Origin of the sequence: Runella salmonicolor (assembly GCF_024158025.1) — a bacterium.
Taxonomy (GTDB): Bacteria; Bacteroidota; Bacteroidia; order Cytophagales; family Spirosomataceae; genus Runella; species Runella salmonicolor.
Window position 1 is genome coordinate 613,891 of the sequence record NZ_JAMZEL010000001.1, and the last position, 14,487, is coordinate 628,377.

Consider the following 14,487-nt stretch of genomic DNA (forward strand, 5'->3'; position numbering starts at 1 on the left):
GCGTTGAAATTTGCCCTTTCAGGTGTTTTTCCCCTGAAAAATAAAATGGTTAGCGATAAGGTTGTTGGCGGTGAGAACACCCCCAACGGTACACAAAGCACTTATTTAGGAAAAAATGGTCGAGGTAAATCCAACGTTTTATAATAGTAATTTACCATTTGTTTTAAAGATGTGAGGTTATTGGGTTGCTCTTTTGTATCTCGCTCAAACATGACATGCCCATTAAACCTTTGGTGTTTTAATTCCGCAAAAACCGCGGGAAAGTCCACCACTCCCGTACCCACAGGCACATCTTGAATTTTGTTGTTATTGTATTCAGCAATGTCTTTGAGGTGTATTCCTATAATTTTCCCCTCCAATTTTTTTAACGCATCTACGGGGTTTATCCCTGATTTTGGATAATGCCCCAAATCAGGGCAAGCGCCAAAATTTGGGTGGCCTTTGAGGGCTGCCAACACCGAATCGGGGTGCCAGTAAATGCTATTTTCTTTCCAATGATTATGAAGAGCTACTTTAATACCATAAATTCCCGCCAAGCTGTCCACGCTATCCCACATGTTACGGGGAGGTTCTCCCGTCACGTATTTTACCCCAAAGGCTTTTGCAACCTCAAAATCTCGTTTCCAATCAGCCACATTTTTGCCTCCAACGACGTAGATAGACTCCATTTTAAGCCCTTGGTCCGCCACTTTTTTCTTTAGATTTTGAATACCCGCTGGTGAAAGTTTAAATAACACGGTGTCTTTTAACTCTTTACCTGATTTGGCAAACACAAACCCTTCTACGTATTTTAGAGAAGCACTGTCGGCGTAGGCCAACTGCTCTGGAAACGACATGGTACTAAAAGTATATAAAGCCACGCCCAACTTCCAGTCAACTGCCTTAGAAGTAGGTTTATCTGCCGCCTTTTTAGTACCAGACTGCGCACTTAAAGTCAATGAAAAGCAGCCGTTTAACACGATACTCAACACCGCCGCAGTTAAAAAGTGGATTTGATATTTTCTTTTCATTTTTTGAGATTTTTAAGAAAGAATAAAATTTTGCCTTTGCAGGTGTTTTTCACCTGCAAAATAAAATGGTTAGCAATAAGGGTGTTGGCGGTGAGAACACCCGCCAACGGCATGAATGGTTTTATTTTTTCTTTTTCTAAATATTGAATTGATTCACCCCCTCTTTCAAAGCAATGGTTTTTCCTTTCCAAACCAAGTTACCTGTTATGGTTTTGGGCAGTTCTATCCGAATCTTCCATTTGCCATTTTCCAATTTATAGCTGGCCGAAATGTTTCCCTTGGGGTGCGGCATCGTTCCGTTTATATTAGTCATCTGCCCCAAATGCGGGGTAATTTTTACTTTTGAAAATGCCAATCCATCGCTGTCTATTCCGAGAATTGTTCGGTAAAATTCGATATTGGGGCTTGAACCCCAAGCGTGGCAATCAGAGCGAGTTTTGTCTACATCTGAGGTTTCGGCCCAAGTGGTAAGTCCCATTTGAATATTTTCGCGCCATTTATCAAGCCATTTCAAATAGTCATTTCCTTTGCCTGCTTTTATCAGTGCCTGATGCAAATAATACTTAAAATAGATAGAGGCAGGCGCGAGCTGGTTGTTGGTTAGTAGTGATTGGGCAATTTGTTTTGCTTCCTCGCTACTTGCCAAACCCGTTAGAATAGCCAGCGAATTGGTATGTTGTGAAAACTCATCTTTTTCTTCACGGTCAGCAAACAGCTTTTTAGTACCATCCCAATATTTAGCTCTGATGGTATTTTTTAAAGTTGCAATTTCCTTTTGGTACTGAGCGGCAAAGGCAGGATTGCCCAGTTTGGTTTCTAAATCTGACGCAACTTGATACGCCCAAAGCAATTGAAAATCAAGCACCGCCGAGGTACCGTTGGCGCTCATGGGTCCTGCACCTGCCCGCCATTCTTTGAAATTATCCACCCAGTCGGTAAACATCCATTGAGGGGTATTTTTTAGTCGCCCATCGGCTTGTTGGTAGCTTTTGAAATAGTCCAATATTTGACGAGTACCACTTATTTTGCTTTTAACAAACTCTACATCAGCCCCATAGCGGGCGTAGTCTTGCAGCATACCAATATACCAAAGCGAAAACGTAGGAATAAATTGCGGGGTGTAAGAGGGATGCCTACTCAAGGTTACACCCTCCGGTGTTCGTGAAAAATCCATGAGATTGATGGCATTTTTTACCAGTCGGTCGTCGCCACTGTTGTAGAGCGACACCAATGCCTGTATGCGACCATCGCCGATGTATTGGAGTTGCTCATAATAGGGGCAATCCATATAGGTTTCATACGCACAAAGACGAGCGGTACGCCAACCGATTTCCAGCATCTTGTCCATTTCGGGCTGATTGGCAGATAGTTGGGCGTTCATTTTAAAAGGATACCCCGTAAATGTGCCGTAAATATCATTTAGGGTAATTGCCTCATTTTGAGTAACAATGCTCAGTTGCAAATAACGATAAGTACGGTAGGTAAGGCTGGTAAATTTCTGATTTTGGCTTCCATCCGAAACCAAGCTATCGGCACGGCCCACAAAGGTTTTGCCAGCGGTTTCGTTTCTATTGCCTTTACCCCCCGATTTTGTAAAAAGTGCTTCGGCGTATCTCAACGTAATAGTAGCAGCTTTGCCTCCGCTAAATTCTACATTTGGATAGGCGTTGGTGAGGTAGCTTTGATCTAAAATGATATTTACTTTTGAGTTGGCAGGTATCAGCACCTCTGATTTTTTGGCAGGAAAATCAGCAGGCAAGGCCGTAATACCTTCGTTACTAACGACTTTGGCTAACCGCTCATCTTTCAACTCCATTTGAGGTATGATGGAAGGCACCAACATCCAGCCACTCATCGTACCAAAAGCGCCTAAAATATTTTTGGGGACTCCTCCACCCACTGGCCTTGCTTTTTGCCAATTTTTATCGTCAAAGCCTTCACTTTGCCAATTTTTGGGGCTTAAAGCCATGTTACGAATCTCGCCAGCCCCGGCTACATAATAGCCCCTAGTTCTAAAAACCAAAGGTGCAAAGCTATTGTCTTTCTCACAAAGCCAAGTATTATTGGTATTGATGGCCGACTCCGCCGAGGTAGCACCTTGCAAAATAAAGCCCGTTCGGTAAGTTATCTGAGCCTCAGGTTTAAATTCTCCTTCATTCCAAACTTGGGCCGCTACAATGTTTTTGCCTGCTTTTAAATAAGACGCAATGTCCACAGTTTCATAATTCCAATGGGCAATATCGCCACGGGCAGGGCCCATTGACACCAATTTTTCGTTCACAAAAAGTTTGTAACGATTATCTCCCGAAACATGAATTTTAAAATTATTGGGTTTTGCGGCCAAATCAATGGTTTTGCGAAACATATACACGCCATACCCATCGGTGGTGGCGTTGGGCACGGTAATCCATTGTGCGTGCCAACGCTTGTTTATGACATCGGGTTCTCCGGTGGGTGGCCCAAACTGAGCTTTTACAAGAATTGACGTTAGTGTTACTAAAAGTAAGGCAAGTACAAATACTTTTTTCATGATGAATGGGTTTGACTTAAATTTTCAGGATACATTTATTTCCAATCAATCCTACTTCAATTCTTTTTTCAGAAAAGCCATCACTTTCGTTCGTATTTCATCTACATCGTACATTTTGCCAAAGTGAGGCGCATCTTTGACGATAATGAGTTCATTTGCAACCCCGTTGGTCGTTAGCCAAGCACTCAACAACTGCGAATGACGGGGAGAAACTAAGTTGTCTTTTTCACCGTGAATCAGTAAAAATGGAGGGTCATTTTTGTCAACGTAGGTTACGGGACTCGCCGCTTCTGCCAAGTCGGGACGGGCAAGCGGTGCCGCGCCAATGAGCAGTCCTTCGGGTGATTTGGCATCGTCGGCGCCAGGAAATAAAATCAATTCGGCAGGCCCATAAAAATCAACGACGGCTTTGATTTTGAATTTCGCGACTTGCTTATTCACATAAAAATCAGGCACTTTGTTGTTGTGGGCCAATCCCAAAAGCGATGCCAAATGCCCGCCCGCCGAGAATCCCATCAAGGCGATTCGGTTTTTATCCAAGCCATATTTTTCGGCATTGTCGTACAAAAAAGACACGGCACGATTACAATCTTGGATTTGGGCTGGAAAAGTAGCTTGCGTAGCCCAACGATAATCTATGGACGCTATGGCAATACCATTGTTTATCAAGGCCGATACGGTATTACCCATGTAGCCAATATCGGCGGTTTTGTCATTTCCAATCCATCCACCTCCATGAATAAAAACCACCAAAGGCAGATTTTTAGGCGCATTGGCGGGCAAATAAATATCCAGCAAATGCTTTTTGAGCGTATCACCATTGTACGGAATATCCCCGTACAGTACCGTTCCTTCGGGAAAGAGTTTTAATACACGGTTGGTTTGCGGTTGGGCATTAACAAAAAACGACTGTAACAGCAGCAGCGCAACAAAGCGTAAAAAGTTGATTTTCATTTGGTTAGCAAAATTTAAAGGGTACATTTCCTATCAAAAGCGAAGACCGAATAGATATATTTCAACTCAAATCTAACGGAATGTCTAATCATCATTGAGTGGGTTTATTTCTAACATTAGTACAAGTTTATAGCGCTTTTGTACAGAAAGTATCCTGAACTCACCTGTATTGACCCAAAATGAGACAATAAGTAAAAATAAAAGTGTCAGTCACGCTAAGTCCCAAAGAAGCAATGCTTTAATGCCCAAGTGGACCGTTCTCCAATAGCTCTGTCTTTTTTACAGCTTTGATGGTTCTTTCAATTTCATCACGAAAAACAAGCCGATTAACGCCAATGCCGCCGCCACCCAAAGAAAAGCCGAAGGGTCGATTTTGTCGGAAAGGACGCCCGCCAAGGCCGGCACCATTACTCCTCCTACAATTTCTGCAATGGCCGTAATAAATCCTAACGCTTTGGCTTTCAAATGGTCAGGCACCGACTCGGAAGGCAATACAGCCGCCACGACGGGGAGTAGTCCCATCATAAAATAAGTCAGAAACATGGCTGGAAGATGCAACACCGAGCCCGCCAAAAAATAGACCGCAAAAGGGTAAAACATACCCACCACCATAAAAATCAGCAGCACTTTTTTACGTCCGATTTTATCCGAAAGTCCAGGCACAATGACAGAAGACAAAAGCCCCGAAACGCCCAAAAGCCCCATGGTTTTGCCCATTTGGTCGGCCGACATTCCCTGTGAATTGACAAAATAATTGGAGATAAACGGCAGTGTAGCAAACCACCACCCAAACACACAGCAAGCCGCCCCGATGCCCCATTTGATGTTGTTGTATTGTAACAATTCGGAGATATTGAGGGTGGATTTCTCTCGGGTTTGCACACTTTCAGCGGTTGATTTTTTGACAAATTTCCAAGCCAATAAACCCAACAATAAACCCGGCGCTCCTGCCACAAAAAAGGCATTGCGCCACCCTATATTTTCGGCAATTTGCACCAAAATAACGGGGGCCAAAATAGACCCAAACAAAGCAGAACCTACCCCTTGCAAAATCCCTGCGTTTATGCCCAGTCGGTGAGGAGAAGATTCGCGCTCAACAAAGTTTTGGGCCAACGGTATCACGGGCCCTTCGGCAAAACCCATGACGAGGCGGGCTATCAGCAACGTAACAAACGAAACCGCCCAACCAGAGCCAAATGAACAAAGAGAGAAAGTAAAAACGGCGGCAACGAAAACGAGTTTTTTCTTATTATTGGTTTCGGCCCATGCCGTAGAGAAAAAACTCGAAAATGCCCACGCCAACGACAATGCCCCCGCCAAAAGTCCGATTTGCGTGTTGTTGAGTTGAAGGTCTTTGGCTACATAAGGCATCAAAAAATTGAGCGCCAAGCGGTCGAAAAATAAGCACCCAAATGTGAGTGCCATTAACAGTACAATGCCGTTTTCGTACGTAAAAAGTCCTTTTTTCATGTTTAAAGCGAGGTTTAGGGATGTTCTGTTATTTAAAAAAGTAAGAAAAAATAGGCATAAACCAACTAAAATCAGGCAGAATCAATCATATATTGCCATAAAATACAGCCGTTGCTTCGTATCGAACAAGAACATAATTCATTCCTTTTGATACGAAGCCGCGGCACGCATTGCAGGCTCAGCCTGTCCTTTCCTTACTATTTCCGATACATCGTTTTACGGGCATCGTTGATGACGCCTTTCCAGTTCATACCAAACCCAAAATCGTAGCTGTTTCCTTCCGAATCTTTGTGGCAGGTCATGTCGTAAGGCACATCTTCGGCTTGTTTTTCGACGGTTTTCATGTCGGCCGGCATTTGCATGGGCAACAGCGCTGAGGGCTCGGCTTTGCCCGAAACGATGTCCAAAATGGCTTGGTCTTGCACTCCAAAACTCACCAAAATGGACGAGGCATCTTTCTCAATTTCGGCAAAAACCATGGGGTTAGACGTATTGATTGAAACCACTACGGGCTTGCCTTTCATCTTTGCCTTGGTGTCGGTTACCAATTGCGCATCGGTAACGTTGGCCGTTTTGGTCGATTTGTTTTTATAACCACGGTCGGTAAAATTCTCCAATGGGTCGCCGCCAGCAATGCTTTTTTCACGGGCATCGGTAGCGGTGTAGTCGCCGTATTGTAAACTGATGGGAATATAACCGTTGCCTCCCTTTTTCAAATCCTCTTTGTCGTACCCAATGGTGGCGGTTGGATTTTGAATAAACACCAGCGCAAAATCAGCCTCGTCGACATTGTCAGTGACGTTGTAGTACTTTTTAACAATGTCAATATTCACGGGATATTCCGTTGATGCGGGTGTTTCCACTCCGAGAAAATTACGGCCCGCTGGAGAAAAACGTTTTGGAACATACACCGTTTTTTTTGAAGTAATGGGCAATGCTTTCGCCTGATTTTTCAGGAGCACAACAGATTTCAACTGTGCTTCGTAGCCCGCCTTCATGTATTCGGGTTTTCCAACGATGGCTTTGGTTTCTTCGGGGTTTAAGTAGGGATTTTCAAAAACGCCAACTCTGAAAATATTGCGCAGCAAACGAACGGCGGATTGCTCCATTCTAGCCCTGATTTTGGCTTCTCCGTGTTCTTTTATCCCCAACTGATACGCTTCCAAAATGGGCTTCATGTCATTTACGCCACCATATTGGTCAACGCCCGCCATTAAGGCTTTGTAGTGAAGTTCACCCAAAGAAAGATTCTCTACCCCCCAAGATTTACCGTCGAGAAACGAATCCATTGAGGTGTGAAGTTTGGTTACGTTCCAGTCGGTACACACTACGCCATCGTAGCCATATTTGGTACGGAGTAAGTCAGTAATGATGTATTTGTTGTAGTTATTTGCTACGTTTTCGTGGTATTTTTTATCCTGATTCCACGAAATAGTATAGTAGGGCATCACCGCCGACGCCATTTTGGTTTGTCCTTTCAGCTTAAAGGCACCTTGCGTAAAAGGAATCAAATGGGCATCAAAATTATTGCCCGGATAAACCGCAAACTTACCGTTGGCATAGTGTGCATCACGCCCCGCCTCTCCCGAACCGCCACCCGACCAGTGTTTTACCATCGCATTGACACTTTTCGCACCCCAGACACTCGATTGGAAACCATCGCAATAGGCTTGTCCCATGGCCGCCGACAACGCAGGACTTTCGCCAAACGTACCATTGAAACGGCCCCAACGCGGCTCGGTAGCGATGTCAACCTGCGGCGAAAGGGCCGTGGTAATGCCCAAAGCGCGGTATTCGTCCGCCGCGATTTTACCAAATTTTTCAATCAACGTTGGGTCAAATGTTGCAGCCATTCCCAAGGGGCTTGGCCACATGGAGATTTCACCGCCAGCAGCCGCGTCAAACTCGGCTTTGGCTCTGGTGCCGTGGCGCGGGTCCGAGCTATTGTTGGCGGGGATTCCGAAGCCTACGCTTTCGCAAAAAGCCTGTAATTTGTTGTTCCATTGCGCCGCAATCTCGGGCGTTTGTACCGTGGTGACCAACACATGACGCAGATGATCTTTTTTCAAAAATTCCTTTTGCTGATCGGTCAACTCCGTCGGGTCGGTTTCTCCGGCTTTGAAAGGTTTGCCATTGTACGTTCCTGCAAAATACCCTCCCGCGCGGGCAGGAATGGACTGATGCGACGAGTACAACATCAAACCCGCAATTTCTTCAATACTCAGTTTGGAAGCCAAGTCTTTGGCGCGTTGGTCATACGGCAAACGCCAATCTTCAAACGCATCCAGTTTGCCGTTTTTATTTAAATCTTTAAAGGCTAATCCATTAACGGTCAAGATTTTCACCCCTGACATAGGCGAATAACCTAACGTTTGGCCTCCCTGATTTTCGACCAGATTAAAACTTCCTTTTGGGGTTTCTTTCCATTTGGTTTGGGCATACACTGGCGAAGCAGCCACGGTTAAAATCAGAAAGAATAGCGGGCATTTTCTCATTATTGGGAAATGTTAGGTTGGTTTGAATGCGTTTTTTGCTTACTCAATAATCGCCACGGCGCGCGTCCAGCCCGCACTTGCGGCTTTGATTTTGGCGGGGAAACAGGCCACTTTAAAGCCAAACGGCGGCAGTTGGTCCAGATTAGCCATTTTTTCGATTTGGCAATATTCTTTTTCGATGCCCACATAATGCGCCTGCCAGATGATACCCGGACGCGGATTGGCCCGGTAATCCGCCGCCTGAATGTGCAGCGGAATATCCCAACCCCACCCGTCGGTACCCATCACTTTGATGCCTTGGTCAATGAGCCAATGTGTGGCTTTGGCCGAAGCTCCTACGTGGATTTTTACAAAATCGGGGTCGTGCAAACGCTTGTCGGCATCGCAGCGAATCAGCACAATGTCAAAGGGTTTGAGGGTATAATTGATGGCCGCCAGCTTTTCAATCAAGTCTTCTGGCTCAAACATGTAGCCATCGGGTTTGTCGGTAAAATCCAGCACTACGCCATCGTGAAAAAACCAATCCAGCGGCATTTCGTCAATAGTACGCGAGGGTTTGCCTTCGCTGGTGGGGAAATAATGGTACGGTGCATCCACGTGCGTTCCGCAGTGGCTCGTCACGGTCAGAAATTCTCCTGCGGGGCCGTTGCCGTCAATAAACACATCGCCAGCAATGCCTTCAAAGAGTTTTCCACCCATTTTTTTAGCCCCTTCTTTGTGGTCTTCATAGACAATTTTGGTAGGAAGCGGCTCTTTGATTTCTTCAGAAATCGTCACGGAAAGGTCAATGATTTTCATTTGAATTGGTTGATAATTACGTTATTTTTGTAAAAAGAACAGGTCATGACTACCCAAACACGAGAATTTACGCCACCTCTCAAACTGAGCCGTCCTGTGCGTAGATATACGCTCGAACAGTATCTAAAAAAAGAAGCGAAGTCCATTCATAAGCACGAATTCATTGACGGTCAAATCATTAAAATGCCCTACGCCAAAGGCCCTCACAATATCATTTCGGTCAATATGATGACCGAAATGGTTATTAATTTTCGGATATTAAAAGAAAAGTATGTTGTATTTCCTTCCGATCAATTGGTTTATTTCCCAAGTCTTGATGCGGGTGTTTATGCCGATGCTTTAGCCGTTTGTGATAAACCTTTGTATTGGGACGATAATCAACTTTTGCTGATTAATCCCATTGTGGTTGTAGAGGTTTTATCAAAAAGCACCTCTCGCTACGACCGTACAAGCAAATTTGATAAATACAAAACCCTTGAATCATTCCGTGAATATGTACTCATTCGTCAGGATGAATGCTACGCCGAGGTTTGGTTTCGTGAAAGTCCAGGACGTTGGCAGGAAACCATCGTTACCGAAATGACTGGTCACTTACCTTTACAATCCGTCGGCATTTCTATTTCCATGGAATCTATTTATCTTAATGTCGAACTAAAACCCAAGTCTTCATAATGCAGCACCACAGGCGGATTTTCAAAAAACGGCCCAATCAATCCGCGCCATTCTTTGAATAATTCTGATTCCCGAAAACCGATGGTATGCGCTTCGAGGTTCTCCCAGCGAATGAGCAACACATAGCGGTTTTGCTGTTCGATACACTTCTTAAAATCATGTCCCAAATAGCCTTTTGATTGGCTAATCACGGCTTGGGCTTTTTCTAAATTCTGCTCAAACTCAGCATTGGTGCCCGCTTTAATGTCGATAGTGGCAAGTTCTAAAATCATATTACTTTATTTCTTAAAATTCCGATTCCTTCAATTTCCAATTCCACTACATCCCCGGGTTCGAGTGGGCGGTGAACGGTGAAGTTGTTTTCAATCAAACTCCCCCAACCCACTGTTCCTGAGCCCAATATATCTCCAGGCATCAGTGTCACGTTGTTTTCAGAGGCGCGTTCCATCATTTGTTCGAAGGTGTAATACACGGTTTGGTAGTTTCCTTCACAAACCGTTACGCCATTAATACGGGACGTCATTTTGAGATTGAACCTATCCATTTGAACATTTGGTACCCGAATTGGGTCGGTAAATACGCTTTCATCAAACGGCTCTCGGTACGACTCCATTTCGTCGGCCGTCACGATGCAAGGACCGATGGCATTGGCAAAGTCTTTGCCTTTGTGCGGCCCCAACGGAATTTCCATCTCCACTTTTTGGATGGCGCGAGCGGTCCAATCGTTGAAAACGGTATAGCCAAAAATGTAAGGACGGGCGTCTTCGGCTTTGAGGTCTTTGCCTTTTTTGCCGATGATACAGGCCAACTCTAACTCAATGTCCATTTTGGTCTCTTTGGCTGGGCGCTTGATTTCGTCATCGGGGCCGTAAATGGCCTGATGATTGGTAAAATAAAAAATCGGCATATCGTACCAAGCGGGGCCGATTTTGTGCCCAAACGACCGAGACGCATTTTGCATGTGCATCTCAAAACCGATGTAATCCCGAAAACTGCGGGGGTTGGGCAACGGGGCCAGCAATTGAATCTCTGATAATTGATAATGCGGCTGCACATCGCCTAATGCCTTGATAATGGGAAAGTACAATTCGTGATTGTCAATAAAAGTCAACATATCGGTGGGCAGCTTTTCACTGGCCAAATTCATGTCAACGACCTTGTCGCCTGCGAGCCAGCCCGTGCGGGAATCACCCTTTGGATTTTTGAAGGTTACTAATTTCATCTTTTTCTATTTTAAAAGTCTGCCTCCATCAACTGTAATGATATTACCAGTTGAGAAAGTTAGAGAAGTGGCTAAAGCAAAAACGGCATTGGCAACATCTACGCCCGTTGCAAAACGCTCAAGCGGGGTATTATCCATTTGATTTTGTAGGAATTTTGGGTCAAAATTCTTGGTATATTCACCCTCCACAAAACCCGGCGACACCGATACTACTCTGATTTTTGGAGCTAAAGCCCTTGCTAATGAGCGTGTCATGGAGTCAATGGCTGCTTTTGAAGCACAATAGGCTACATTGCTTCCGATACCAGAAATACCTGCAATTGAAGAAATATTTACGATCAAGGAAGACTCATTACTTTCATCCGAACCTTTTTCCAATAACTCTTTGGTTACTCTGACCATCGCAAACGAACCTCTGAAATTGGTCTGCATGATTTTATCGATCCACTCATCGGTCAAGCCTTGTAAATCATCATGCGGTACCGGCGTAGTAATTCCTGCGTTATTTACCAATACATCTAACTTCCCATATTTCTCTGCCACAAATGCCTTTAGTTCAGTCACTTTTTGGGCGTCTGTGGTGGGAGCGTGGAAAATACTGTGATTGGAAAATTGGTTATTGGTTACTGGTAATTGATTTAGCTCAGCCAATAACTTTTCTGCCTTTACAGGGTTCGAGTTATAGGTTGCAATAACATTATAACCGTTTGCTGCAAATTGTTTACAAATGGCCGAGCCAATTTCTCCTGCCCCACCGGTGACTAAGACTGTTTTCATTGGTTGCATTTTTTAAACCACAGAGATAAGAAGGATCACAGAGAGGGAGCTTTGGAATAGCGACGTACGCGCAAATCGGCCTGCTCTTTGTGGCCTGAGAAATTTTCGATGGCACACAATCGAGAACAATATTCACCGATCATTGCACTGGCTTCGGGGGTTTTGATTTCCTGATAGGTACAGGTTTTCAGGAACTTCCCTACCCACAGACCTCCCGTATAACGAGCGGCTTCTCTAGTGGGCAACGTATGGTTGGTGCCGATCACTTTGTCGCCGTACGCTACGTTGGTTTTGTCACCGAGAAACAATCCACCAAAATTGGTCATTTTGTCAAGGAAATAACGCGGGTTTTCGGTCATTACCTGTACGTGTTCGCTGGCAATGCGGTCAGCCTCCGACACCAACTCATCGACGGTGTCTACCAAAATCACCTGCCCGTAGTCCCGCCACGCCACACTTGCCACATCGGCAGTGGGCAACACGGCCAATTGGCGCTGGATTTCGGTTTCGATGCCTTCGGCAATGGTTTTACTGGTGGTCAACAAAATCGCGGGCGACGTAGGGCCATGTTCGGCTTGGCCGAGCAAGTCAGTGGCGCAGGTTTCTACATCGGTGGTATCGTCAGCAATGACGAGCGTTTCCGTTGGGCCAGCAAACAAGTCGATGCCCACTTTTCCGTACAATTGGCGTTTGGCTTCGGCCACGTAGGCATTTCCTGGGCCCACCAGCATATCGACGGGCTGAACGGTTTCGGTACCCAATGCCATCATGGCAATGGCCTGCACACCACCCAACAAATAAATCTCATCGGCTCCAGCCATGTACATCGCCGCCACGGTTGCGGCAGGAATTTCGCCATTGATGGGCGGTGTACAGGCAATAACGCGCTTTACACCCGCCACTTTGGCCGTCAATACGCTCATGTGGGCCGAGGCCACCATCGGGTAGCGTCCGCCGGGCACGTAACAGCCGACCGAGTTGACGGGGATATTTTTATGTCCCAAAATCACGCCCGGCAAGGTTTCAACTTCCACGTCTTTGATGGATTCGCGCTGAATTTGGGCGAAATTACGGATTTGGGTTTGGGCAAATTTGATGTCTTCAATCACTTGCTCGGGCAAACCAGCGATAATCTGCCTGATTTGTACCGCAGATAATCGAAAGCTTTCGGGCGACCATTTATCCAATTTTTCCGAATATTCTCTGACCGCTTTGTCGCCGTTGGCGGCCACGTTTTCCAGCATATTTTCTACCAAAGCCCGCACTTTTAAGTCGGCGTCTTTGCTTTCGGCGTAGGTAATGCCTTTTTTAATTTGTTGTATCATTTGCTTAATGGAGAATTTTAAAAATAGGTTTTAGGCCCTACGACCATGGCTTAACGCCCCATTTTTTAGGGAATTTTTCACTTTAAATTGGAGCCGTTAAGGCCATTCCAGTTTTACCCATGAGCATTCCCATATTCGCACCTTCTGGAAGTGGTTGGTCGTTGTATTCAAGTAACTCCCAAGCGCCTAAAGTTTCGGAAACATCTACCACCATCATACAGCGCTCATAGCGACGTTTCATGTATCTATCGAAAACCGCTTCAACTTCCCCTTCCTTCTGTAATTCTTCTATCAACACCACGGCATCCTCTATGGCTAAGGCAGCGCCTGAGCCCAATTGTGGAATGGTGGTGTGAGCCGCATCTCCCAACACAACCACTCTGTTTTTATACCAAGGTGCTGGCATTTTGAGCGTTTCTAATGCTCGGTAATTCACCAATTTAGCATCGGTTACTTGGGGAATTAGCTCTTGAACGATTGGTACTGGATAAGCCGACATATACCCTTTCAGTTTTTCAACTAATTGGTCTTCGGGAATCATGGGGTTATCGCCTTCGGCAGAATTTAAAAATATATAACACGACTCGGCCGTCATCGGGATAACCCCAATTTTGTGTTTTTTATGAAAGAAAATATAACCCGTATCTAAGCCAGCAGGGCGTTTGAAGGGATAACGCCATACTGATAAACCTACATAATTGGGCTTGAATTCGCCAAAGATGAGTTTTCGTACTTTTGAATGTACTCCATCGGCGGCAATCACAATGTCATAGCTATCCGTTGTACCGTCCGTAAAAGTAACATTAGCAATATCAGGCTGATTATCAATAGATTCTACCGTTACTCCCATCCGATATTTTAACCCGATTTTCTGAGCTTCCTCAAATAAAACATCGTGCAGAATCCGTCGAGAAATACCGTTATGGCTTGGAAATCTGCCAATAGGCGGAGTGCCAGCTTCGCCGATTTGAACGCCGTGAGGCAAACAAAGTTTTACTTTTCCATAAGGTGAGCCTCTTCGCATCACCTCGTCGGCTACGCCAACAGCATCCAACGCTCTGAGGGCGTTGGCTTGCTGAATGATACCAACACCATACACATTAAACTCTGAAAGAATTTCTACCACATCTACCGCAAAACCTCCTTTTTTTAAACCAATTGCTACCGACTGGCCGCCAATTCCTCCGCCAACGATCAGGACTTTCTTAATGTTGCTCATTTTATTTGTGGTTCA

Annotated in this window: 12 protein-coding genes; 1 reads left to right on the forward strand and 11 read right to left on the reverse strand. The window is 45.1% G+C overall.

Annotation, left to right across the window (positions count from 1 at the left end):
- Nucleotides 1–101: 101 nt before the first annotated feature.
- The 6 genes from NCI00_RS02600 to NCI00_RS02625 all read right to left on the reverse strand — a co-directional run bounded on the left by NCI00_RS02600 (nucleotide 102) and on the right by NCI00_RS02625 (nucleotide 9,257).
- On the reverse strand, nucleotides 102–1,010 hold the full coding sequence (locus NCI00_RS02600; RefSeq protein WP_253524719.1) for a sugar phosphate isomerase/epimerase family protein: 909 nt from the start codon (nucleotides 1,008–1,010) through the stop codon (nucleotides 102–104).
- 136 nt (nucleotides 1,011–1,146) lie between these two features.
- Complete coding sequence (locus NCI00_RS02605; RefSeq protein WP_253524721.1) at nucleotides 1,147–3,540, reverse strand: alpha-L-rhamnosidase-related protein; 2,394 nt, start codon at nucleotides 3,538–3,540, stop codon at nucleotides 1,147–1,149.
- A 51-nt stretch (nucleotides 3,541–3,591) separates the two neighbouring features.
- Complete coding sequence (locus NCI00_RS02610) at nucleotides 3,592–4,494, reverse strand: alpha/beta hydrolase (RefSeq protein WP_253524723.1); 903 nt, start codon at nucleotides 4,492–4,494, stop codon at nucleotides 3,592–3,594.
- A gap of 279 nt (nucleotides 4,495–4,773) precedes the next feature.
- Nucleotides 4,774–5,964 (reverse strand): MFS transporter, encoded by a 1,191-nt coding sequence (locus tag NCI00_RS02615; RefSeq protein ID WP_253524725.1) that lies wholly within the window; start codon nucleotides 5,962–5,964, stop codon nucleotides 4,774–4,776.
- A 197-nt stretch (nucleotides 5,965–6,161) separates the two neighbouring features.
- On the reverse strand, nucleotides 6,162–8,459 hold the full coding sequence (locus NCI00_RS02620) for a glycoside hydrolase family 3 protein (RefSeq protein ID WP_253524727.1): 2,298 nt from the start codon (nucleotides 8,457–8,459) through the stop codon (nucleotides 6,162–6,164).
- A gap of 39 nt (nucleotides 8,460–8,498) precedes the next feature.
- Nucleotides 8,499–9,257, reverse strand: a complete 759-nt coding sequence (locus NCI00_RS02625) for a cyclase family protein (protein ID WP_166559711.1) — start codon at nucleotides 9,255–9,257, stop codon at nucleotides 8,499–8,501.
- Between the two features lie 45 nt (nucleotides 9,258–9,302).
- Here NCI00_RS02625 and NCI00_RS02630 point away from each other — a divergent pair, with 45 nt between their 5' ends.
- Nucleotides 9,303–9,929, forward strand: a complete 627-nt coding sequence (locus tag NCI00_RS02630) for a Uma2 family endonuclease (RefSeq protein ID WP_253524729.1) — start codon at nucleotides 9,303–9,305, stop codon at nucleotides 9,927–9,929.
- Here the strand turns inward: NCI00_RS02630 and NCI00_RS02635 are convergent.
- From NCI00_RS02635 to NCI00_RS02655, 5 genes are all read right to left on the reverse strand, one after another.
- Nucleotides 9,893–10,201, reverse strand: coding sequence for an antibiotic biosynthesis monooxygenase family protein (locus tag NCI00_RS02635; protein WP_253524732.1), 309 nt, complete (start codon nucleotides 10,199–10,201; stop codon nucleotides 9,893–9,895). The genes NCI00_RS02630 and NCI00_RS02635 overlap by 37 nt on opposite strands.
- Nucleotides 10,198–11,151, reverse strand: a complete 954-nt coding sequence (locus NCI00_RS02640) for a fumarylacetoacetate hydrolase family protein (protein WP_253524735.1) — start codon at nucleotides 11,149–11,151, stop codon at nucleotides 10,198–10,200. The genes NCI00_RS02635 and NCI00_RS02640 overlap by 4 nt, the downstream gene beginning before the upstream one ends.
- Nucleotides 11,152–11,157: 6 nt before the next feature.
- Nucleotides 11,158–11,928 carry an SDR family NAD(P)-dependent oxidoreductase gene (locus NCI00_RS02645; protein ID WP_253524738.1) on the reverse strand — a complete coding sequence of 257 codons (771 nt, stop codon included), beginning with the start codon at nucleotides 11,926–11,928 and terminating at the stop codon, nucleotides 11,158–11,160.
- A 35-nt stretch (nucleotides 11,929–11,963) separates the two neighbouring features.
- Nucleotides 11,964–13,253 (reverse strand): histidinol dehydrogenase, encoded by a 1,290-nt coding sequence (hisD, locus tag NCI00_RS02650; protein ID WP_253524742.1) that lies wholly within the window; start codon nucleotides 13,251–13,253, stop codon nucleotides 11,964–11,966.
- Nucleotides 13,254–13,335: 82 nt separating this feature from the next.
- Nucleotides 13,336–14,472 carry an FAD-dependent monooxygenase gene (locus NCI00_RS02655; protein ID WP_253524745.1) on the reverse strand — a complete coding sequence of 379 codons (1,137 nt, stop codon included), beginning with the start codon at nucleotides 14,470–14,472 and terminating at the stop codon, nucleotides 13,336–13,338.
- Nucleotides 14,473–14,487 lie beyond the last annotated feature (15 nt).

Bases quoted from the DNA above. Each gene is read 5' to 3' on its own strand.
- NCI00_RS02600 (WP_253524719.1), bottom strand. From the start codon at position 1,010: ATGAAAAGAAAATATCAAATCCACTTTTTAACTGCGGCGGTGTTGAGT.
- NCI00_RS02605 (WP_253524721.1), bottom strand. From the start codon at position 3,540: ATGAAAAAAGTATTTGTACTTGCCTTACTTTTAGTAACACTAACGTCA.
- NCI00_RS02610 (WP_253524723.1), bottom strand. From the start codon at position 4,494: ATGAAAATCAACTTTTTACGCTTTGTTGCGCTGCTGCTGTTACAGTCG.
- NCI00_RS02615 (WP_253524725.1), bottom strand. From the start codon at position 5,964: ATGAAAAAAGGACTTTTTACGTACGAAAACGGCATTGTACTGTTAATG.
- NCI00_RS02620 (WP_253524727.1), bottom strand. From the start codon at position 8,459: ATGAGAAAATGCCCGCTATTCTTTCTGATTTTAACCGTGGCTGCTTCG.
- NCI00_RS02625 (WP_166559711.1), bottom strand. From the start codon at position 9,257: ATGAAAATCATTGACCTTTCCGTGACGATTTCTGAAGAAATCAAAGAG.
- NCI00_RS02630 (WP_253524729.1), top strand. From the start codon at position 9,303: ATGACTACCCAAACACGAGAATTTACGCCACCTCTCAAACTGAGCCGT.
- NCI00_RS02635 (WP_253524732.1), bottom strand. From the start codon at position 10,201: ATGATTTTAGAACTTGCCACTATCGACATTAAAGCGGGCACCAATGCT.
- NCI00_RS02640 (WP_253524735.1), bottom strand. From the start codon at position 11,151: ATGAAATTAGTAACCTTCAAAAATCCAAAGGGTGATTCCCGCACGGGC.
- NCI00_RS02645 (WP_253524738.1), bottom strand. From the start codon at position 11,928: ATGAAAACAGTCTTAGTCACCGGTGGGGCAGGAGAAATTGGCTCGGCC.
- hisD (WP_253524742.1), bottom strand. From the start codon at position 13,253: ATGATACAACAAATTAAAAAAGGCATTACCTACGCCGAAAGCAAAGAC.
- NCI00_RS02655 (WP_253524745.1), bottom strand. From the start codon at position 14,472: ATGAGCAACATTAAGAAAGTCCTGATCGTTGGCGGAGGAATTGGCGGC.